The 21,237-nt window shown below is 58.0% G+C and carries 20 protein-coding genes; 15 read left to right on the top strand and 5 right to left on the bottom strand.

Annotated elements, in window-relative coordinates; translation table 11 throughout:
- Positions 1 to 184: 184 nt before the first annotated feature.
- From secA to J7E41_RS19305, 3 genes are all read left to right on the top strand, one after another.
- Complete coding sequence (gene secA / locus J7E41_RS19315; RefSeq protein ID WP_214995230.1) at positions 185 to 2,920, top strand: preprotein translocase subunit SecA; 2,736 nt, start codon at positions 185 to 187, stop codon at positions 2,918 to 2,920.
- Positions 2,921 to 3,041: 121 nt separating this feature from the next.
- Positions 3,042 to 4,259, top strand: coding sequence for a bifunctional glutamate N-acetyltransferase/amino-acid acetyltransferase ArgJ (gene argJ / locus J7E41_RS19310; RefSeq protein ID WP_214995227.1), 1,218 nt, complete (start codon positions 3,042 to 3,044; stop codon positions 4,257 to 4,259).
- 78 nt (positions 4,260 to 4,337) lie between these two features.
- Positions 4,338 to 5,282: a Nudix family hydrolase gene (locus J7E41_RS19305; RefSeq protein ID WP_214995225.1), complete on the top strand. Its 945-nt coding sequence runs from the start codon at positions 4,338 to 4,340 to the stop codon at positions 5,280 to 5,282.
- 144 nt (positions 5,283 to 5,426) lie between these two features.
- Here J7E41_RS19305 and J7E41_RS19300 read toward each other — a convergent pair whose 3' ends face one another.
- From J7E41_RS19300 to J7E41_RS19290, 3 genes are read right to left on the bottom strand one after another with little or no spacing between them, the layout of a single operon-like run.
- Complete coding sequence (locus J7E41_RS19300) at positions 5,427 to 6,005, bottom strand: cob(I)yrinic acid a,c-diamide adenosyltransferase (protein WP_214995223.1); 579 nt, start codon at positions 6,003 to 6,005, stop codon at positions 5,427 to 5,429.
- A gap of 2 nt (positions 6,006 to 6,007) precedes the next feature.
- Complete coding sequence (locus J7E41_RS19295; RefSeq protein WP_214995221.1) at positions 6,008 to 8,044, bottom strand: sensor histidine kinase; 2,037 nt, start codon at positions 8,042 to 8,044, stop codon at positions 6,008 to 6,010.
- Positions 8,045 to 8,090: 46 nt separating this feature from the next.
- On the bottom strand, positions 8,091 to 9,008 hold the full coding sequence (locus tag J7E41_RS19290) for a putative 2-dehydropantoate 2-reductase (protein ID WP_214995219.1): 918 nt from the start codon (positions 9,006 to 9,008) through the stop codon (positions 8,091 to 8,093).
- A gap of 124 nt (positions 9,009 to 9,132) precedes the next feature.
- Between J7E41_RS19290 and J7E41_RS19285 the strand changes: the two genes are divergently transcribed.
- Both J7E41_RS19285 and J7E41_RS19280 read left to right on the top strand, forming a co-directional pair.
- A complete protein-coding gene (locus J7E41_RS19285; protein ID WP_214995217.1) occupies positions 9,133 to 9,618 on the top strand; it encodes a YajQ family cyclic di-GMP-binding protein in 486 nt (161 codons plus the stop codon).
- Between the two features lie 137 nt (positions 9,619 to 9,755).
- Complete coding sequence (locus J7E41_RS19280) at positions 9,756 to 10,598, top strand: mechanosensitive ion channel family protein (protein WP_214995215.1); 843 nt, start codon at positions 9,756 to 9,758, stop codon at positions 10,596 to 10,598.
- A 187-nt stretch (positions 10,599 to 10,785) separates the two neighbouring features.
- On the opposite strand, the gene J7E41_RS19275 is transcribed toward J7E41_RS19280, so the two are convergent.
- On the bottom strand, positions 10,786 to 12,066 hold the full coding sequence (locus J7E41_RS19275; protein ID WP_214995214.1) for an OprD family porin: 1,281 nt from the start codon (positions 12,064 to 12,066) through the stop codon (positions 10,786 to 10,788).
- Positions 12,067 to 12,782: 716 nt separating this feature from the next.
- Here J7E41_RS19275 and J7E41_RS19270 point away from each other — a divergent pair.
- Together J7E41_RS19270 and J7E41_RS19265 are read left to right on the top strand one after the other, a co-directional pair.
- Positions 12,783 to 13,208 (top strand): HIT domain-containing protein, encoded by a 426-nt coding sequence (locus J7E41_RS19270; RefSeq protein ID WP_214995212.1) that lies wholly within the window; start codon positions 12,783 to 12,785, stop codon positions 13,206 to 13,208.
- A gap of 3 nt (positions 13,209 to 13,211) precedes the next feature.
- Positions 13,212 to 13,418: a SlyX family protein gene (locus tag J7E41_RS19265; RefSeq protein ID WP_017847119.1), complete on the top strand. Its 207-nt coding sequence runs from the start codon at positions 13,212 to 13,214 to the stop codon at positions 13,416 to 13,418.
- 81 nt (positions 13,419 to 13,499) lie between these two features.
- Here J7E41_RS19265 and J7E41_RS28355 read toward each other — a convergent pair whose 3' ends face one another.
- Positions 13,500 to 14,102, bottom strand: a complete 603-nt coding sequence (locus J7E41_RS28355) for a cold-shock protein (RefSeq protein WP_169356022.1) — start codon at positions 14,100 to 14,102, stop codon at positions 13,500 to 13,502.
- A 427-nt stretch (positions 14,103 to 14,529) separates the two neighbouring features.
- On the opposite strand from J7E41_RS28355, the gene J7E41_RS19255 reads away from it, so the two are divergent.
- The 8 genes from J7E41_RS19255 (at position 14,530) to ruvB (ending at position 21,227) form a co-directional block, all read left to right on the top strand.
- Positions 14,530 to 15,003: a Dps family protein gene (locus J7E41_RS19255; RefSeq protein ID WP_214995210.1), complete on the top strand. Its 474-nt coding sequence runs from the start codon at positions 14,530 to 14,532 to the stop codon at positions 15,001 to 15,003.
- A 203-nt stretch (positions 15,004 to 15,206) separates the two neighbouring features.
- On the top strand, positions 15,207 to 15,560 hold the full coding sequence (locus tag J7E41_RS19250; protein WP_214995207.1) for a ribbon-helix-helix domain-containing protein: 354 nt from the start codon (positions 15,207 to 15,209) through the stop codon (positions 15,558 to 15,560).
- 201 nt (positions 15,561 to 15,761) lie between these two features.
- Positions 15,762 to 15,983 (top strand): FmdB family zinc ribbon protein, encoded by a 222-nt coding sequence (locus J7E41_RS19245; protein ID WP_010208103.1) that lies wholly within the window; start codon positions 15,762 to 15,764, stop codon positions 15,981 to 15,983.
- 109 nt (positions 15,984 to 16,092) lie between these two features.
- Complete coding sequence (gene aspS / locus J7E41_RS19240; protein WP_214995205.1) at positions 16,093 to 17,868, top strand: aspartate--tRNA ligase; 1,776 nt, start codon at positions 16,093 to 16,095, stop codon at positions 17,866 to 17,868.
- Positions 17,869 to 18,002: 134 nt separating this feature from the next.
- Entirely contained in the window at positions 18,003 to 18,749 is a 747-nt protein-coding gene (locus J7E41_RS19235; protein WP_214995202.1) for a YebC/PmpR family DNA-binding transcriptional regulator, read from the top strand.
- Between the two features lie 166 nt (positions 18,750 to 18,915).
- Positions 18,916 to 19,440, top strand: coding sequence for a crossover junction endodeoxyribonuclease RuvC (gene ruvC, locus J7E41_RS19230; RefSeq protein ID WP_155581382.1), 525 nt, complete (start codon positions 18,916 to 18,918; stop codon positions 19,438 to 19,440).
- Between the two features lie 116 nt (positions 19,441 to 19,556).
- A complete protein-coding gene (ruvA, locus tag J7E41_RS19225) occupies positions 19,557 to 20,168 on the top strand; it encodes a Holliday junction branch migration protein RuvA (RefSeq protein WP_214995199.1) in 612 nt (203 codons plus the stop codon).
- On the top strand, positions 20,169 to 21,227 hold the full coding sequence (ruvB, locus tag J7E41_RS19220) for a Holliday junction branch migration DNA helicase RuvB (protein ID WP_169356016.1): 1,059 nt from the start codon (positions 20,169 to 20,171) through the stop codon (positions 21,225 to 21,227). It begins immediately after the preceding gene.
- Positions 21,228 to 21,237 lie beyond the last annotated feature (10 nt).

Here is a 21,237-nt window from a genome sequence, read left to right as displayed (position 1 = left end):
GAAGTTCTGCCAAAAGCCCTTATTTTAAACAAGCCCTCTAATAGCGCCGTACCAGCATCGGGGAACAACGCCACTTTCCTCACCCACGTTTCCGGGTAGAATGCGCGTTCGCATGCGGCCATGAGGGCTGCTCGGGCGACTCACGGGGCGCCCTCCATCCCTATGTGTGGAAGAACCTGCCGATATGTTTGCGCCTTTGTTAAAGAAACTTTTTGGAAGCAAGAATGAGCGCGAAGTCAAACGCATGCTCAAGACGGTGCAGCTGGTCAATGCCTTCGAAGAGCAGATGGTTGCCCTTTCGGACGAGCAACTGCGCGCCAAGACCGAAGAGTTCAAGGCCCGCATAGCCAAAGGTGAAACCCTCGACAAGCTGCTTCCCGAAGCCTTTGCGGTTGCCCGCGAAGCCGGTAAGCGTGTCATGGGCATGCGCCACTTCGACGTGCAGTTGATCGGTGGCATGACCTTGCATGAAGGCATGATTGCCGAAATGCGCACCGGTGAAGGCAAGACCCTGGTGGCAACCCTGGGTGTTTACCTCAACGCATTGTCCGGCAAGGGCGTGCACGTTGTGACGGTGAACGACTACCTGGCTCGCCGGGACGCCAACTGGATGCGCCCGCTCTATGAATTCCTCGGCCTGACCGTCGGCGTCGTGACGCCGTTCCAGCCGCCGGAAGAGAAGCGTGCCGCCTACGCTGCCGACATTACCTACGGCACCAACAACGAATTCGGTTTCGACTACCTGCGCGACAACATGGCGTTCAGCATGGAAGAAAAATTCCAGCGCGAACTCAACTTTGCCGTGATCGACGAAGTCGACTCCATCCTGATCGACGAAGCCCGTACCCCGCTGATCATTTCCGGTCAGGCCGAGGACAGCTCGCGACTGTACATCGAAATCAACAAGCTGATTCCGCGCCTTGAGCAACATATCGAGGAAGTGGAAGGCGTGGTGACCAAAGAAGGTCACTACTCCATCGACGAAAAGACCCGTCAGGTCGAACTCAACGAGGCTGGTCACCAGTTCGTCGAAGACATGCTGACCCAGATCGGCCTGTTGGCTGAAGGCGAGAGCCTGTACTCCTCGCACAACCTGGGCTTGTTGACCCACGTTTATTCCGGCCTGCGTGCCCACAAGCTGTTCAACCGTAACGTCGAATACATCGTCCAGGACGGCCAGGTCGTGCTGGTGGACGAACACACCGGTCGTACCATGCCCGGTCGCCGTTTGTCGGAAGGCTTGCACCAGGCGATCGAAGCCAAGGAAGCGCTGAACATCCAGGCCGAAAGCCAGACGTTGGCCTCGACGACCTTCCAGAACTACTTCCGTCTGTACAACAAACTGTCCGGCATGACCGGTACAGCCGACACCGAAGCGTTCGAATTCCACCAGATCTACGGTCTGTCGGTGATGGTTATCCCGCCGAACAAGCCACTGGCGCGTAAGGACTACAACGACCTGGTGTTCCTGACCGCCGACGAGAAATACGCTGCCATCGTCGCCGACATCAAGGAATGCATGACCCAGGGCCGTCCAGTGCTGGTGGGTACTGCCACCATCGAAACGTCCGAGCACATGTCGAGCCTGCTGAACAAGGAAGGCATCGAGCACAAGGTCCTCAACGCCAAGTTCCACGAAAAAGAAGCCGAGATCATTGCCCAGGCCGGTCGCCCAGGCGCATTGACCATCGCCACCAACATGGCCGGTCGTGGTACCGATATCCTGTTGGGCGGTAACTGGGAAGTGGAAGTGGCTTCCCTGGACAACCCGACGCCTGAGCAGATCGCCCAGATCAAGGCCGACTGGCAAAAGCGTCACCAGCAAGTGCTGGAGTCCGGTGGCTTGCAGGTGATCGCCTCCGAGCGTCACGAATCGCGTCGTATCGACAACCAGTTGCGTGGTCGTGCCGGTCGTCAGGGTGACGCCGGTTCCAGCCGTTTCTACTTGTCCCTGGAAGACAGCCTGATGCGTATCTTTGCCTCGGATCGGGTGAAGAACTTCATGAAGGCCCTGGGCATGCAGTCCGGTGAAGCGATTGAGCACCGCATGGTGACCAACGCCATCGAAAAGGCTCAGCGCAAGGTTGAAGGCCGCAACTTCGATATTCGTAAACAGCTGCTCGAGTTCGATGACGTCAACAATGAACAGCGTAAAGTGATTTATCACATGCGTAACACGTTGCTGGCTGCCGACAACATTGGCGAAACCATTGCCGACTTCCGCCAGGATGTACTCAACGCAACGGTCAGTGCTCACATCCCACCACAATCGCTGCCTGAGCAGTGGGACGTGGCCGGTCTGGAAGCTGCGTTGAAGAGTGACTTCGGTGTCGACTTGCCGGTCCAGCAATGGCTTGACGAAGACGACCACCTGTATGAAGAAACCCTGCGCGAGAAGCTGATGGTCGAGCTGTTGGCCGCGTACAACGAGAAAGAAGAGCAGGCCAGTGCCGAAGCACTGCGCACCTTCGAGAAGCAAATCGTATTGCGCGTGCTGGACGACCTGTGGAAAGACCACCTGTCGACCATGGATCACCTGCGTCACGGTATCCACTTGCGCGGCTATGCCCAGAAGAACCCGAAGCAGGAGTACAAGCGCGAGTCGTTCACGCTGTTCTCCGAGTTGTTGGATTCGATCAAGCGCGATTCGATTCGTGTCCTGTCTCACGTACAGGTACGTCGCGAAGACCCGATTGAGGAAGAAGCCCGTCTGCGCCAGGAAGCCGAAGCCTTGGCTGCACGCATGCAGTTCCAGCACGATGAGGCCCCAGGTCTTGAGCAGCCGCAAGTGTTGGGCGAAGAGGTCGATGTGGCCTTGGCTCAAACTCCGGTTCGCAACGAGCAGAAGCTGGGTCGCAACGAACTGTGCTGGTGCGGTTCGGGCAAGAAGTTCAAACACTGCCACGGCGAAATCAACTAAGATTTTCGCCTGACGCTGCAGCACCCCGCGCCGCGACCGGCATCAGCCGTCGCGGCGTTTTGCCATTTAATCACCGTCGATAACGGCGGCGCAGATATCACATATTTTAAGGAGCGCATTCATGGCTGTTGGTCTTGGTCCTTTGCCCACGTTGCACCCGGTGGCCGGTTTTGAACTCGGTATCGCTTCGGCCGGCATCAAGCGCCCGGGGCGCAAGGATGTGGTGGTGATGCGCTGTGCTGAAGGCTCGACTGTTGCCGGTGTGTTTACCCTGAACGCGTTTTGCGCAGCTCCGGTGATCCTGGCCAAGCAACGTGTGGAAGGCCCGGTGCGTTATCTGCTGACCAACACCGGCAATGCCAACGCCGGCACCGGCGAACCCGGCCTGGCCGCCGCCGCTCGTACCTGCGCCAAACTGGCGGAGTTGACCGGCATTGATGCCAATCAAGTGCTGCCGTACTCCACCGGTGTGATCGGCGAACCGCTGCCAGTGGAAAAAATCGAAGGCGCGCTGCAAGCCGCACTGGATGACCTGTCTGTGGACAACTGGGCGGCAGCGGCCACCGGGATCATGACCACTGACACCTTGCCCAAGGGCGCGAGCCGGCAGTTTGTGCATGACGGGGTGACCATCACCGTGACCGGCATCAGCAAGGGCGCGGGGATGATTCGTCCGAACATGGCGACCATGCTCGGCTACATTGCCACCGACGCCAAAGTCGCCCGCGACGTGTTGCAGAACCTGATGCTGGACGGTGCCAACAAGTCGTTCAACCGCATCACCATCGACGGCGATACCTCGACCAACGACTGCTGCATGTTGATTGCTACCGGTAAGGCCGACTTGCCGGAAATCACTTCGTCCAACGGTCCGTTGTTCGCTGCGTTGAAGCAAGCCGTGTTCGAAGTGTGCATGGACGTGGCCCAGGCCATCGTGCGTGACGGCGAAGGTGCTACCAAGTTTGTGACTGTTGAAGTCAACGGTGGCGGTAATCACCAGGAATGCCTGGATGTGGGCTACACCGTGGCCCATTCGCCACTGATCAAGACCGCGTTGTTTGCGTCCGACCCGAACTGGGGTCGTATCCTGGCCGCCGTTGGCCGGGCCGGTGTACCGAACCTGGACGTGAGCAAGATCGACGTGTTCCTGGGTGACGTCTGCATCGCCAGCCGTGGCGCGCGTGCCGAGACCTACACCGAGGCTCAGGGCTCGGCGGTGATGCAACAGGAAGAAATCACCATCCGCATCGAACTGGGACGGGGTAAGTGCAGTGAAACCATCTGGACTACCGATCTGTCCCACGAGTACGTGAAGATCAACGCTGAATACCGCACCTGATACGGGACGGCGAGCGTAGATCATTGTAGGAACAAGCTCGCTCCTACAAATTGTTTACGGTTTAGAGGGCATAGTGCGGTGAAACGAGTTCATGTAGCAGCAGCGGTCATCCGTGGTGTCGACGGCAGGATTCTGCTGGCGCGCCGCGCCGATACTCAGCATCAGGGCGGGCTCTGGGAGTTTCCCGGCGGCAAGGTGGAGGCCGATGAGTCGGTGGCTACTGCGTTGAGCCGGGAGCTGCTGGAAGAGCTGGGTATCCAGGTCACCACGGCCCGGCCGTTGATCAAGGTGCAGCATGACTACCCAGACAAGCAGGTGTTACTGGATGTCTGGGAAGTCTCGGCCTTTACCGGCGAGCCACACGGCGCCGAAGGGCAGCCTCTTGAGTGGGTGACTCCACGGGATCTGGTGAACTACGAGTTTCCGGCGGCCAACGCGCCGATCGTCTCGGCCGCGCGTCTGCCGGGCGAATACCTGATTACCCCGGGTGAACTGGAAACGCCGACGTTGTTGCGCGGCATCCAGAAAGCCATTGCTGGCGGCATCAAGCTGGTCCAACTGCGGGCGCCCAACGGTTATGACCCGAAGTACCGCGACCTGGCGGTGGACGCCGTGGGCTTGTGTGCCGGTAAGGCACAACTGATGCTCAAGGGGCCTTTTGAATGGCTGGGGGATTTTCCATCGGCCGGCTGGCACATGACGTCGGCGCAACTGCGCAAATATGCCAGCAAGGGCCGACCATTACCCAAGGACCGTTGGTTGGCGGCGTCTTGCCACAATGCCGAAGAACTGGCCCTGGCGGAGTTGATGGACGTGGATTTTGTCACCCTGTCGCCCGTGCAGCCGACCCAGACTCATCCCGATGCGCAGCCGTTGGGTTGGGAGCAGGCGGCGCAGTTGATCGCGGGCTTCAGTAAGCCGGTGTTTCTCTTGGGTGGGGTAGGGCCTGCCGAGCGGGAACAGGCCTGGGAAGCAGGGGCTCAAGGTGTTGCCGGGATCAGAGCGTTCTGGCCTGAGGTCTGAGGTGTGTAGTTAAGGGCCTCTTCGCGAGCAAGTCGCACCGCCGCTCCCACATTCGACTGTGTTCCAAAGGTGGAATTCGGTCCAATGTGGGAGCGGGCTTGCTCGCGAAGAGGCCGGCTCAGGCACCGACTAATCTGCAGGTGATCAATGCGGTTTGGCCGCCGCCTGCCACAAAACCTCCGCAACCCCCTGACGCTTGGCAATCACCCGCGCGGCGACAAACAGCAAGTCCGACAGCCGATTGATATACGCCAACCCCACGCCCTCCAGCGGCTCAATCGCATTCAAATGTTGGCACCGCCGTTCCGCGCTCCGCGCCAGGCTCCGGCAAACATGGGCCTGGGCAATCAGCGCCGAACCACCTGGCAAAATAAAGTTCTCCAGCGGCCCTACCTCTTCATTCCAACGGTCAATCGCGGCTTCCAGGCGGTCGACTTCAGCCGCATTGAGTGCCTTGTACACCGGCATCGCCAATTCACCACCGAGGTCAAACAAACGGTGTTGGCAAGGGGTGAGCACCTCGATCACATCCTTCAAGCCTGGATGCTGGCCGCTCTGTTCTTCCAGGCTCGCCAGCAGCAAGCCCAACTGGCTATTCAGCGTATCGACTTCGCCAATCGCCTCCACGCGGGGATGATCCTTGGGCACACGACGTCCGTCGCCGAGGCCGGTTTCGCCCTTGTCGCCGGTACGGGTGTAAATCTTCGACAGGCGAAAGCCCATGGTTAGCGCTCCAGTTGAATGAGTTCGTTGGGTGGCAGTTGGCTGCTGGCCAGGGGTAGACGCAAGGTGAAGCAGGTGCCTTGGCCCTGTGTCGATTGCACCTCCATCTGGCCCTTGTGATTGTTGGTGATGATGAAGTAGGAAACCGACAGGCCAAGCCCGGTGCCCTGGCCGATTTCCTTGGTGGTGAAGAACGGCTCGAAGATACGTTTGCGCACGTTTTCGCTCATGCCGACGCCATTGTCCTCCACTTGGATCTCGGCCCAGGGTGGATTGAGTCGGGTGCGCAGGATGATGCGTCCCGGCTCGCTGTCATCTGCACGCTGGTGAATGGCCTGGGCGGCGTTTTTCAGCAAGTTGAGCAACACCTGCTCCAATTCGTTGGCGGTACCAGGCACCGGGCCCAGTTGCGGATCGAACTGGCGGATGATTGCCTGGCCCTTGAAGTCGAAGCCGATGGCCAGGTCGAAGTCGTTGCCGGCAATCTCCACCGCCTGATCGATCAGCGCCGGCAAGTCGCACGGTGCCATCTGGCGGTTGCTGCGGCGGCTGAAGCTGAGCATATGGGTGACGATCTTCGCCGCCCGCGCACCGGCTTGTTGAATGCCATCGAGCAGCTTTGGCACTTCGCGGCTTTGCAGGTAGCGGTTGACCGTGTCCAACTCGATGCCGACCTGTTCGGCATGCTCTCGATTTTTCGGCAGTTCGGGGGACAACCGGCGACGAATGTTCTGCACGTTATGCAAGATGGCGCCCAAGGGGTTGTTGATTTCATGGGCCATACCGGCCGCCAAGCCACCCACTGAAAGCATCTTTTCCGACTGCACCATCATTTCTTCCAGGGACAGGCGCTGGGTGATGTCGTCGATACGAATCACTACCCCGCGGCCGGCCCCCCCCATCAATGGGTAGAAGGTCAGGGCGTAATGCTTGGGCTCGTCGTCCTTGATCCAGGTGACTCGCTCGATCCGCTCAACGGTGTGTTGCTCCACCGTGGCCTTGAGTTGCGGCAAGAACGGCTTGAGCGGCTCGAAAGCGAGGAAGATCGGCTGGTTCAGTGCTTCGTCCAGGCGCGTGCCGGAAAGCGCGCTGGCTTCCTGGTTCCATTGGGTGACATACAGCTGTTCATCCAGCGCGATCAGCGCGGATGGCATCGAGTCGATGATGCTGTTGAGGTAGTTCTGGAACCCGGTGAGTTTCTTCTCGATCTTGCTGCGCACCTGGACTTCCAGCTCCAGCTTGCGATTGGTGTGGCGGGTTTCTTCGGCGAGGCCCTGGGCCTGATCATAGGCCGCCTGGGAGTCATCCCGTGCCCGCTTCAGTTGCTGCTCACGGGCTTCGATGCGCGAGAGCATGGTGTTGAAGGCTTCCGCCAGGCTGCCGATTTCGTCATGGTTGCCGCGACTGGCGCGCAGGGCGTAGTTTTCTTCCCGTGTCACCTGGCGCGACAGTTCTTCCAACTGATGAATCGGACGGGTGATCAGGCGTTTGATCTGCTGGGCGATGACCATCCACAGGAGCACGCTGAAAATCAGGATGCCCAGACTGGCGGTCAGGGTCCCGGTGTAGAAGGCTCCCGGCAGTTCGCTACTGGCCACCAGCAATAGATGCCCGGAGGGTTTGCCGGAGCGGGGCAGGGTGATGACCTGGTTGCTGCGAAACTCGGTGACGCGCCAGGCTTCTATCTGTCGGTAGTGGTCCGGCAGGTGCAAGCGATCACCGTGTTGCATCTGGGCCAGGCGGTTTCCGTCGCCGTCATACAGGGCCGCAGCCCGCAGTGGCGAGTAACTGGTCAATTCGTTGAGCAGGCTTTCGGCCTTGAGCGGCGAGTCCAGGGCCTCAGTGGCCAGGGACGGGTTGGAAACCAGCCGGCCGATGGACTGCAGGGCCTGGGGGGCCATGCTTTCTTGGGAAATCCAGTAGGCAGCGCTGATAAACGTCAGGTTGGCCACCAGCAACACTGTGGTGAGCAGAACCAGTAAGGCTGCCAGCAGTTTCTGCCCAACCGGTAGATTTTCGAGACGCTGGCGCAGTGGCATCTGGGTTTTCGCTGCAAAGGAACAAGCAGGCAGGGTAGCGCGTGCTTCAGTCGCTGGGCAATCCACGTGCGGCCAGGTGGTTCACCAATCGCACCTGTAGCTGTTGCAGGTGAGGCAGGGCCAACTGATGGCGCGCGGCTGCCTGGCAAGCGTAGCCCAGCAGATAACTGATTTCCGTGCGCCGTGCGCTGGCCACATCCTGATACATCGATGAGTAATTGGCGGCCGTGGCCTGGATCACACGTTCCACTTCAGTCTGTAGATCCTGGGCCGCTGCCGGCTGGCCGCAGCGTTCCAGCAGTTCAGCCAGTTCGGCGCACAGGGTGGCGACTTCGCAATAATGGGTTTGCAGCTCGCCGTTGCGGCACTGGTGCAGGACTGTCAGCGGGTTGATGGCGCAGTTGAGGGCCAGTTTTCGCCATAGCCGGGTTAGGATGTCGATGCTCCATTCGTGAGGGATACCGGCGGCGTGCAGGTCGTCCAACCAGAGCGGCGGTGTCGGCTGGCTCGCGTCTCCCAGCCAGGTAAAACCATGACCGGCGAACACCACACGCCAGTCACCCTCGCGAAACGCGCCTTCGGTGCTGGAGGCGAAAATGCAACGCGCCTGGGGCAACTGGGCGGCCACGGCATCCTGGCTGCCCAAGCCGTTTTGCAGCAGGATTACTTCGGCGTCGGCAGTCAGGCGCTGGGCCAGCTGTGCGACGGCGGCCTGGGCGTCATAGGCTTTGCACGCTACTAACAGGCGATGAATTGGCTCTGGGCTGTCGGATGTTTCGCCGATGACGGGGTAAGCATGAGCTTGGCCTTGCTCGACCAGCACCAGTCCCGGCCCGGCTTGATAGCTCGCAAGGCGGGCTTTATCCCGCAGAATCAACCTGACCGGCAGACCCGCGCGGGCCAGGCGAGTTGCCCACAAGGTCCCGAGACTGCCAGCGCCGAGGACATGCCAGGTGGTCGACATCAGGTTTTTGCTCCGCAAAAGCTCACAGTGAAGGAAGGAAAAGAACCGTTATAATGAGCGCGCATTTTACCCCAGGCGTGCTCCATCTCCATTGAGTCGCGCCCCTTTTTACTGGAGAAATTACATGCCGTCGTTCGACGTGGTATCCGAACTGGACAAGCACGAACTCACCAACGCCGTCGAAAACGCCGTCAAGGAACTGGACCGTCGCTATGACTTGAAAGGCAAGGGCAGCTTTGAATTCAAGGAAAAGGACCTGACCGTCAACCTGACCGCTGAAGCCGACTACCAGTTGGAAGCGATGATCGAGATCCTCAAGCTGGCGCTGGTCAAGCGCAAGATTGATGTGCAGTGCCTTGAAGTCAAGGATTCCTACGCTTCCGGCAAGCTGATGAAGCAGGAAGCCGTCCTCAAGGAAGGTATCGACAAGGAGCTGGCGAAGAAAATCGTCGCTCACGTCAAGGACGCCAAGCTCAAGGTTCAGGCCGCCATCCAGGGCGAGCAAGTGCGCATCACCGGCAAAAAACGTGATGACCTGCAGGAAGCTATTGCCGCCTTGCGCGCCAAGTCATTCGACATGCCGCTGCAGTTCAACAATTTCCGCGACTGACTCCCCGCCCTTGGGGAACCTGTAGACATTTTCAACGTCCCACGCCCCAGAACTTGCAGAAACGATTGAGCTCTTCGGGGCTCAATTGCTGTGGGCACTATTTTTGAGCCGCATGTCCGGTAAACAGGAGAATAATGATGGACTTGAACGCTGAAGTGGATCACTTGATCAAGGCTTCCCAATCCTGGATCCCGATGATTATGGAATACGGCAGCCGGGTATTGCTGGCCGTGATCACCCTGGCCATTGGCTGGTGGTTGATCAATAAACTGACCCACAAGATGGGCCGCCTGCTGGCCATGCGTAACGCCGACATGGCATTGCAGGGTTTTGTCACCAGCCTGACCAACATCATCCTCAAGGTGATGCTGATTGTCAGCGTGGCCTCAATGATCGGTGTCGAAACCACCTCGTTCGTAGCGGCAATCGGCGCCGCAACCCTGGCTATCGGCTTGGCGTTGCAAGGCAGCCTGGCCAACTTCGCCGGTGGCGTGCTGATCCTGCTGTTCCGTCCATTCCGCATCGGCGACTGGATCGAAGCCCAGGGCACGTCGGGTACCGTCGACAGCATCCTGATCTTTCACACAGTGATTCGTACCGGCGACAACAAGACCGTCATCGTGCCCAACGGCATTCTGTCCAACGGCATCATCACCAATACCAACCGCCAGCCGACCCGCAAGGTCGTGTTTGATGTGGGTGTTGATTACGACGCCGATTTGCAGAAGGCCCGTGAAGTACTGCTGGAACTGGCCAAAGATCCTCGGGTACTGGCTGATCCGGCACCGGTTGCTGTGGTTTCGACCCTGGGTGATAGTTCTATTACTGTTTCTCTGCGGGCCTGGACCAAGACTGCGGATTATTGGGATGTGGTGTTCCTGTTTAATGAAATGTCCCGCGATCGTTTGAAAGCGGCGGGAATTGATATTCCGTTTCCGCAGCGGGTTATTCGCGTCATGCAGGAAACACCAGTCAAGTAAGAGCACATTTCTCGATTGAACTTGGCCATGTGGTCAAGTTCACTTCAGGACATATGTCGTTAGCTAGCTTGCTAGTTTCCAGTCGTTGAAACAGAACTGCAATAAAAAAGCCGCTCACTTGTGAACAAGTGAGCGGCTTTTTATTTAGAGCCCTGGCTCTAGGTCATCCATGTAACCAAATGGCTAATTACAGGATGTTCAACGGGTATTGCGCGATCAGACGCAGTTCGTCGATCGACGGCGAACCGTAGTACACGCCATCACCGGAACGGTAGGTGGCTTGACGCAGACGCAAGCTCAGGTCTTTGGCCGGGCCGTTCTGAATCACGTACTTGGCTTCGATGTCGCGTTCCCACTCTTTACCGTTGTTAGTGGTGCCGGTATTGGCGCCGCTACCGCTGACGTAACGAGTCATGAAGCTCAGACCAGGTACACCGAAGGTGGCCATGTTGATGTCATAGCGAGCCTGCCAGGATTTCTCACCCTCGGCGTTGAAGTCGGAACGAGCCACGGAGTTGGCCAGGAACACAGTGCCGCCGCCGTCTACGCCGTAACCGTAGTCACCGTCACCGCTAACCTTTTGCGCGGCCAGGGTGAAGGTATGAGCGCCAATGGTATAGGCGCCCTGCAGGCTGAATGCGCGGTTGTCGAGCTTGGTCACGCCATCTTTTTCAGCGCGCTGCAGGCCGGCACCATCGCTTTTGGTGTCGTAGATGTTGAAGTCGATGGCGAAGGACTGGTCGTCGCTCAGCGCGTGGGTGTAGTTGAGGTTGCTATAGATTTTGCGGAAGTAGTCTTCCACTTTCGAGTAGTACAGGCTGCCGGTGAATTCTGGAGTGAAGGAATACACGCCGCCGACGAAGTTGGCCTCGGTCAGGTGCAGGCTGTCACGATAGGTCTGCGCTTGAGCCTTGATCCCGGTGAAGTGACCGGCTTCCAGTTTCAGGCCTTTGATTTCGTTGCTGGTCAACGAGATACCTTCCGGTACCTCTGGCAGCAGACGGCTGTCATCGGAAGCAAATACTGGAGCGGTAGTGTACTGGTCACCGATTTTCAGGACAGTGTTGGAGAGGCGGAATTTGATCGCGCCACCGCCGCTTGAGTAGTCATCCTGGGAGCGACCGTCGGAGCCGGTAGGGAACAGGCCCGTGCCGGCACGCCCTTTGCCGCTGTCTAGCTTGATGCCCAGCAGGCCAATGGCGTCCACACCGACACCGATGGTGCCTTGGGTGAAGCCTGACTGGTACAGGGCGTTGAAGCCCAGGCCAGACTCTTCGGCACGGCTCTTGGAACCGGGGCCCGACGGGTTATTGCGGAAGTCGCGGCTGAAATACAGGGCGCGAGTGTTGATGCTGAAAGTACTGTCTTCAACAAAGCCCTTGGAATCGTCCTGGGCGGACGCCATTGCGAACTGCGAGGTGCCTGCTGAAACAGCCAGGGCGATCATGCTCCACTTCATCACGCGCATCGTGATTTGCTCCTTTGGTTTTAGGAAGAGTACTGCCGTCCCACCTGTATTTTTATCTGGGCGGCTCTTTCTTTTTTGTGTCGGCGCAAAGTTATATCACGCTGACATTATTGACGATACTTGCTTACCTATCCTTTCAGTTTCTTTACGGGCCTGTCGTAAACTGCTAGGTCCATGTCGCAAATTCACAGTCCGTTTGTAACCGGACTGACAACTTCAATACTGTTTTTTTAACTTTAAGCACAGGAAAAAGTACAGTGCTAAAAGTTTAAACTCTTCCTTGAAAAGCATTGAGTCACTACTGTTTTCGGTAGTGAAACACCTGCTTCCCATCAGGTACCGTTGTCGACGATGTGGGTGTGAATGCAACAAGCGTGCTCAAACCGGTAACTGAATGTCATTTTTTCGTGAAAAGCTTCCTGGCAGTGTAAAAACCGCATAAGCACGGGCTTTTTACGCCGTTTGGTTTGGCCTTGACGGCAGGGCTTTGCTGCTGTTCGGTGGTACATAAACCTCGCACCCGGGGAAAACGTTACCCGTTCACCCCGCACAGTGAGTAATCGGCGGATGCGGCTTGCACGATGTGGGGCATAAACGGATCATTTTGGTGCGTGCCTGTTTGCTCGGAGGTGCCCGGGTGCTTTCGCCGTGAAGCAGCGCTCATTCGCAGGTATGCTGGGCGCCTGAAACCTGACCAGCCGAACGGAGTGACTGCGGTGTTCGCCTTAGATCCACGTCTTCAACAAGACACGCTGCCCATCGGGGATTTCCCCTTGAGCCGGCTGCTGCTGTCCAATGACTCGAATTACCCTTGGTTCATCCTGGTGCCGCGTATTGACGGTATCAGCGAAGTGTTTCAACTGGATGTCGTTGACCAGCAGCGTTTGTGGCAGGAAAGCACTGCCCTGGCGCAGTTGCTGAATGAAGGGTTTGCTGCCGATAAAATGAACATCGGTGCCTTGGGCAACGTTGTCAGCCAACTGCATGTACACGTCATCGTGCGCAAGCGAGATGATGCAGCGTGGCCCGCCCCTGTCTGGGGCAAGCATCCGGCGCAGCCTTACACTGACGAACAGGTCGCGGCCATTCGTACACGTTTGCGCGCATTGTTGCCCACTGATTTCATCTTTACCCAGGACTGAGCCATGGACCTGCAAGATCGTGTGACGGACCTTGAAAGCCGCCTGGCCTTCCAGGACGACACCATTGAGACGCTGAATGACATTCTGGTCACTCAGCAGCGCGCAGTCGAACGCCTGCAACTGCAAATGACGGCGTTACTCAAGCGTCAGGAAGAAATGGGTGGGCAGTTCGAGTCTTCCGAAGAAGAGGCTCCGCCGCCTCATTATTGATTGTCCCGATCAAATGACGGGCAATAAAAAACCGCGATGCAGCATGGCTGCATCGCGGTTTCTTTTTTTCAGGGGCTGAGATCAGCGACGCGGCAAGGCGGCGATCACGTCTTCAGCTTGTAGGCCCTTGTCACGGTTCATCACGGAGAACTCCACGCGCTGGCCTTCGACCAGGACGCGATGGCCCTCACCGCGGATGGCTCGGAAGTGGACGAAGATATCGTCGCCTGAATCCCGGGAGATAAAGCCGAAGCCTTTGGAGGTGTTGAACCACTTGACGGTCCCGGTATCCCGGTTGGTCATGTCGTAGTTTTGCGACGAGGCCGCAGGGGACGAACGGTAGAAGCTGATGGCCAGATGAAGAACGATGGCGACCACAGCAATCACCAGGCTGAGCAGGATGGCCGGGTGGCCCCCGACTTCAGGCATCGGTGCCAAGAGGGTAAGGGTTTGTACAACAACAGTCAGTACCAGCAGCGCGCTGACCAGGTTTTGCAGTTGATGACGCGTGCCTTTGTTCCAATAAGGGATCACTGGAGCCAGGGTCAGGTTAAGAAGGCCGAACAAGGCCAGGTAGAGAGCGTCGTATTGTTCCAGGTAGGGAGGGCTTCCCTGTTGCAGGCTCGGGATAAAGGACAGCAGCAAGGCTGCAACGCCCGTTAGCAGGTGGACGATTTTCAACATTTTGATTAACTCACGTTAAGACGGATCACGAAGGAAGAGCTGACTGGCACGGTTCGCTTCTGAACAATGGGAGGCGTTGGGCACGTGCGCGGGTATCAGCCTATGTGGCTTGCCGTGAAAAATAACGGCAGCGACACGCTGCCTATTTAACAGCAAAGCCTGTGCCTTCTCAAATCAAGCATTTCGGGCTGTTGCGGCGGTCGCGGTATTTCCGTGGCAAACACTTGTCCTAGACAGGTGCAGGGGCTTTTGGGGAGCGCCCGGTTTTTTTGGTAACGCTTAAAGCCTTGCTCACCGTTGATGTGCACCTGCGCAGGGACGATTTGCCGCACGTCGTGACGGGGCAACGGGCTGCACAGGGCCAGTACTCTTGCTAGAGTGGTTCTGCACCTGATCAATGAATTTTTATCAATTGAAGGGGATAAACATGGCAATCGATATTGGTATCAGTGAAGAAGACCGTAAATCAATCGTCGACGGGCTTTCACGACTACTTTCCGATACCTATGTACTTTACCTGAAGACTCATAACTTCCATTGGAACGTCACGGGCCCGATGTTTCGTACACTGCACTTGATGTTTGAAGAGCAATATAACGAACTGGCATTGGCGGTTGATTTGATCGCCGAACGTATTCGCGCACTGGGCTTTCCGGCGCCGGGAGCTTATTCGGTGTATGCCCGTCTTTCTTCCATCAAGGAAGAAGAGGGTGTGCCCAGCGCGGAAGATATGATCAAGCAATTGGTCGAGGGGCAGGAAGCGGTTACCCGGACCGCCCGCGGGATCTTCCCGTTGCTGGATAAAGTCAGTGATGAACCGACAGCAGACTTGTTGACCCAGCGTATGCAGGTCCACGAAAAAACGGCGTGGATGTTGCGTTCCCTGCTCGAAAATAAGTAATCGCTATTGGCGAGTGACGTCGACCTGGCGTCGCTCGCCTCGATGGGGAGGGCTCCCGGCCTTTCCCGATACGCGCGTTGGCTTGTCCTACGACGATCAACTCCACGTCTTCTGGCTGCACTTGTCTACTTGATGTTTTATAGGCTTAACGACCAATGAGAACAATTCATTGAGTGGTCGTCTGGCAATGGAGTGTCAAGTGTATGTCACGCGGAGTGGGTAGTGGAGTTATGGAGACTTCTGGTTTTCATAAGATAAAAGTTGATCCCTTTGTTAAAGGGTTCGATATGCAACTGGCCAGGCCATTGTCCCGATCAGTCAGGCTTAATGGTTTTTCGACGTGTTTGCGACTTGAAGAAGTCTATTGGAATATCCTCACGGAGATCGCCAGGATCAATGCCTGTTCAGTCAGTGCTTTATTGTCTTACGTGGATCGGGAAGTGCATTTGCGTTATGGAGGTGTGAAGAACTTCAGTGGTCTTGTCCGGGTGGTGTGTGTTGTCCATGTCTTGAAAGGGCGTATAGCGACACCTGACGGCCAGATCGCCCCGGGCTGATCCGCCGCCCGATGCTTGATCCCGTCTTGTGGCGGGTCGGGTATCGGGGGCAGATCCGCCGCCAACCGGATCTATATAAAGAGCAGCGAGCGGCTACGGCTGCACAGCCTCGATTTACCAGATATAATCCCGCTCTTTGCTGTCGCCGGGGCTTTCAGGGGCCGGCGCGGCGCAGTAGTGATCTGATCGCCGAGACATTCCATGCCCATGTACGACTATCAATGTGCTTCCTGTGGTCATCAGTTGGAAGCCATTCAGAAGATCAGCGCAGCGCCGCTGGTCGATTGCCCTGCCTGCCAGGCGCCCGAGCTGAAGAAGATGCTGTCCATGCCAGGCTTTCGCCTGAGCGGCAGCGGCTGGTACGAGACCGACTTCAAGACCGGCTCGAAGAAGAATCTGGCTGGCGGCGACAAAGCAGACTGAGTTGAACTCTACGCGCGAGCTCTTGCATTATCCGACACCTGACTTAATGTGCGGTGACCCGGGCAAGACCTCCACCGAATTTCGAATTACGAGAAGCGAAACCACTACCATGATGCGCAGCCATTATTGCGGCCAACTGAACGAGACCCTGGAAGGTCAGGAAATCACCCTTTGCGGATGGGTTCACCGTCGCCGCGACCACGGCGGGGTGATCTTCCTCGACATCCGTGATCGTGATGGACTGGCCCAGGTGGTGTTCGATCCGGACCGCGCCGAGAGCTTCGCCGCCGCCGATCGCGTGCGCAGCGAGTACGTCGTGAAGATCACCGGTAAGGTGCGCCTGCGTCCAGCCGGTGCCACCAACGCCAACATGGCGTCGGGCATGATCGAAGTCCTCGGCTACGAGCTGGAAGTGCTGAACGAATCGGAAACCCCGCCGTTCCCACTGAACGAGTTCTCCGACGTCGGCGAAGAAACTCGCTTGCGCTATCGCTTCCTCGATCTGCGTCGCCCGGAAATGGCCGAGAAGCTGCGTCTGCGTTCGCGCATGACCACCAGCATTCGCCGCTTCCTGGACGAGAACGGCTTCCTCGACGTCGAGACGCCGATCCTGACCCGTGCTACCCCGGAAGGCGCCCGTGACTACCTGGTACCTAGCCGTACCCACGCCGGCAGCTTCTTCGCCTTGCCGCAGTCGCCGCAACTGTTCAAGCAACTGCTGATGGTGGCCGGCTTCGACCGTTACTACCAGATCGCCAAGTGCTTCCGTGACGAAGACCTGCGCGCCGACCGCCAGCCGGAATTCACCCAGATCGACATCGAGACCAGTTTCCTCGATGAAAAAGAGATCATGGGCATCACCGAACAAATGATCCGCAACCTGTTCAAGGAAGTGCTGGACCTGGAATTCGGCGAATTCCCGCACATGACCTTCGAAGAAGCCATGCGCCGCTACGGTTCCGACAAGCCAGACCTGCGTAACCCGCTGGAACTGGTTGACGTTGCCGACCAACTCAAAGAAGTCGATTTCAAGGTGTTCAGCGGCCCGGCCAACGACCCGAAATGCCGCATCGCCGCCTTGCGTGTGCCTGGCGCTGCGAGCATGCCGCGCAAGCAGATCGACGACTACACCAAGTTCGTTGGCATCTATGGTGCCAAGGGCCTGGCGTACATCAAGGTCAACGAGCGCGCCAAGGGTGTTGAAGGTCTGCAGTCGCCAATCGTCAAGAACATCCCGGAAGCCAACCTCAATGTGATCCTTGATCGCGTTGGTGCGGTTGACGGTGACATCGTGTTCTTTGGCGCCGACAAGGCGAAGATCGTCAGCGAAGCCTTGGGCGCGCTGCGGATCAAGGTGGGTAACGACCTCGACCTGCTGACCTGCAAGTGGGCGCCAATGTGGGTCGTCGACTTCCCGATGTTCGAAGAAAACGACGACGGCAGCTTCAGTGCCTTGCACCACCCGTTCACCGCGCCGAAGTGCACGCCGCAAGAGCTGGAGGCCAACCCGGCCGGCGCTTTGTCCCGTGCCTACGACATGGTTCTGAACGGTACCGAGCTAGGTGGCGGTTCGATCCGTATCCATCGCAAGGAAATGCAGCAATCGGTCTTCCGCCTGCTGGGCATCAACGAAGATGAGCAGCAAGAGAAGTTCGGCTTCCTGCTCGACGCACTGAAGTACGGTGCACCACCCCACGGTGGCTTGGCCTTCGGCCTTGACCGTCTGGTGATGCTGATGACCGGTGCCCAGTCGATCCGTGAAGTGATTGCCTTCCCGAAAACCCAGAGTGCTGCCGATGTGATGACGCAAGCTCCGGGTGTGGTGGATGCCAAGGCGCTGCGTGAACTGCACATCCGTCTGCGTGAAGTGCCAACGGCTGAGTAAGGCTGCTGCGTGAAAACGCGATAAGGTTTTACGCAGTCAAAAAGGCGCATCCTCGGATGCGCCTTTGCGTTAAAGAGCTAAATCCTGCCTGGGGCGGGATCGTTAAGGTTTCTAGAGAATTTCGGAGTTGTGTTATGGCTGGCCATTCCAAGTGGGCGAACATCAAGCACCGCAAAGAGCGTCAGGATGCCAAGAAAGGCAAGATCTTCACCAAGTGGATTCGCGAACTGACCGTCGCTGCCCGCCAGGGCGGCGGTGATCCGGGTTCTAACCCGCGTTTGCGTCTGGCGCTGGACAAGGCACTCGGCGCGAACATGAGCCGTGACATCATCGACCGTGCAGTCGCCCGTGGTGCTGGCGCGGCTGATACCGACGATATGGTCGAGCTGAGTTACGAGGGCTACGGCCCAGGCGGCGTGGCGGTGATGGTCGAGTGCATGACCGACAACCGCAACCGTACTGCCGCAGCGGTGCGCCATGCGTTCAGCAAGTGTGGCGGCAACCTCGGCACTGATGGCTCGGTGGCTTACCTGTTCGAGCGCAAGGGCCAGATTTCCTTTGCGCCGGGTATTGATGAAGACGCGCTGATGGAAGCCGCGATGGAGGCTGATGCCGACGACGTCGTGACCAATGAAGACGGTTCCATCGACGTGTTCACCTCGTTCGCGGGTTTCTACTCGGTGCGTAACGCCTTGGACGCGGCTGGTTTCAAAGGCACTGATGCAGAAATCGTCATGTTGCCGACCACCAGTGCTGAGCTGGATCTGGAGGGTGCCGAGAAGGTGCTCAAGATGCTCGACATGCTGGAAGACCTGGATGACGTGCAGAATGTCTATTCCAATGCTGATATTCCAGAATCGGTAGCTGAGCAGCTCTCCTGAGAGCACCGAAGATCCAATGTGGGAGCTGTCGAGCTTTAGCGAGGCTGCGATGGCATCGCCGCAGTGTCCCTGATACTGCGCGGTGTTCGCATCGCAGGCAATCCAGCTCCCACCCTTGATCTTCGCTGTTTTGAATTATTGTGTTTTTAGCTGACCTGCAGGCGTTATGACTCTAATCCTAGGTATCGACCCCGGTTCGCGAATCACCGGCTTTGGCGTGGTGCAACACACCCCGCGAGGCTGTGTCTACGTCGCCTCGGGCTGTATCCGTACCGGTGCGGGCGAGCTGGCCGAGCGCTTGCAGATCGTTTATCGCGGCGTGCGTGAAGTGATCCAGACCTACGGTCCGGTGACCATGGGTATTGAAAAGGTCTTCATGGCTAAAAACGCCGACTCGGCCCTGAAGCTGGGCCAGGCCCGTGGTGCCGCCATCGTTGCAGGCGCCGAAGAGGGCATGGAGATCGCCGAATACACCGCGACTCAGGTCAAGCAAGCAGTTGTTGGCACCGGTGCGGCCAATAAAGAGCAGGTGCAGATGATGGTCATGCACATGCTCAAGCTCACTGCCAAGCCACAAATCGACGCCTCCGACGCCTTGGCCATTGCTATTTGTCATGCCCACACCCGCTCCAGTCTGCTGCCTCACGGGTTGGGCACGGCACGCAGTCGTGGCGGCCGCCTGCGTCTCTGATAGCATCAGCGCAATCATTCTGTGCGTAGCGTGTGAAAGGCCTGTGTTGTCGGCCATCATGCTTGCGTTATTTCCGGTCAGGCCTCGATCTGACTCAAGCTTTAGGGATTTGAACCGTGATTGGACGTTTGCGCGGCACGTTGGCTGAGAAACAGCCGCCGCACCTGATTCTGGATGTAAACGGGTTGGGGTATGAGCTGGAAGTGCCCATGACCACCCTCTATCGCCTGCCGTCGATCGGTGAGCCGCTGACGTTGCACACGCATCTGGTGGTGCGCGAAGACGCGCAATTGCTCTATGGTTTCATCGGTAAGCGTGACCGCGACTTCTTTCGTGAGCTGATCCGCCTCAATGGTGTCGGGCCGAAGTTGGCGCTGGCCTTGATGTCGAGCCTTGAGGTCGACGAACTGGTGCGTTGTGTCTCCGCCCAGGACACCTCTGCGCTGACCAAGGTGCCCGGTGTCGGCAAGAAAACCGCCGAACGCTTACTGGTGGAACTCAAGGACCGTTTCAAGGCTTGGGAAGTGGTGCCGAGCATGTTCGCGCTGGTACCCAATCAGCCGGATGCTCCGGGTGCGCCGGTGGCCAGTGCTGAAAGCGATGCTGTCAGCGCGCTGATTTCCCTGGGCTACAAGCCTCAGGAGGCCAGCAAAGCGGTGTCGGCAATCAAGGACAAGAACCTGAGCAGTGAAGACATGATCCGCCGTGCCCTGAAGGGAATGATTTAAGTGATTGAAGCTGATCGTCTGATCGCGGCCACCGGCCCCCGTGACCGTGAAGAGGTCCAGGACCGGGCTATCCGCCCCCTGAGCCTGGCCGAATACATCGGCCAGCCCACCGTGCGCGAGCAAATGGAGTTGTTTATCCAGGCCGCACGCGGGCGCAACGAGTCCCTGGACCATACGCTGATCTTCGGCCCGCCCGGCTTGGGTAAAACCACCCTGGCCAATATCATTGCCCAGGAAATGGGGGTGTCCATCAAGAGCACGTCGGGCCCTGTACTGGAGCGTCCGGGTGATCTGGCGGCACTGCTGACCAACCTTGAACCGCATGATGTGCTGTTCATCGATGAGATCCATCGGCTTTCGCCTATCGTCGAAGAAGTGCTGTACCCAGCCATGGAAGACTTCCAGCTGGACATCATGATTGGCGAAGGGCCGGCGGCGCGCTCGATCAAGCTCGACCTGCCCCCGTTCACCCTGGTCGGGGCCACCACCCGCGCCGGGATGCTGACCAACCCGCTGCGAGACCGTTTCGGCATTGTTCAACGTCTAGAGTTTTACAGCACTGCGGATCTGGCCACGATCGTTGGTCGTTCAGCCGGGATTCTTGGTTTACCGCTCGACCCTGAAGGTGGCTTTGAGATCGCCCGTCGCGCCCGTGGTACACCGCGGATTGCCAACCGCTTGTTGCGCCGTGTCCGTGACTTTGCCGAAGTGCGTGCCAAGGGGCACATCACCAAGGCGGTAGCGGACCTGGCGTTGAACCTGCTGGATGTCGATGAGCATGGCTTCGACCACCAGGATCGACGTCTACTCTTGACCATGATCGAGAAGTTCGACGGCGGCCCGGTGGGGGTGGACAGCCTGGCGGCAGCCATCAGTGAGGAGCGTCATACCATCGAGGACGTGCTTGAGCCTTACCTGATTCAGCAGGGCTACATCATGCGTACGCCCCGGGGGCGTGTGGTGACGCGTCATGCTTACCTGCATTTTGGGTTAAACATTCCGTCACGATTGGGGGAGATGCCCGTGGTAGACGAATTCCTCGATGCAGTGGACGATTAAAAGGGCTTCA

The sequence above is a fragment of the Pseudomonas fluorescens genome, assembly GCF_018614655.1.
Taxonomy (GTDB): domain Bacteria; phylum Pseudomonadota; class Gammaproteobacteria; order Pseudomonadales; family Pseudomonadaceae; genus Aquipseudomonas; species Aquipseudomonas fluorescens_BX.
The sequence above is the reverse complement of the archived record's forward strand: the minus strand, read 5'-3'. Positions and strand labels throughout refer to the sequence as shown.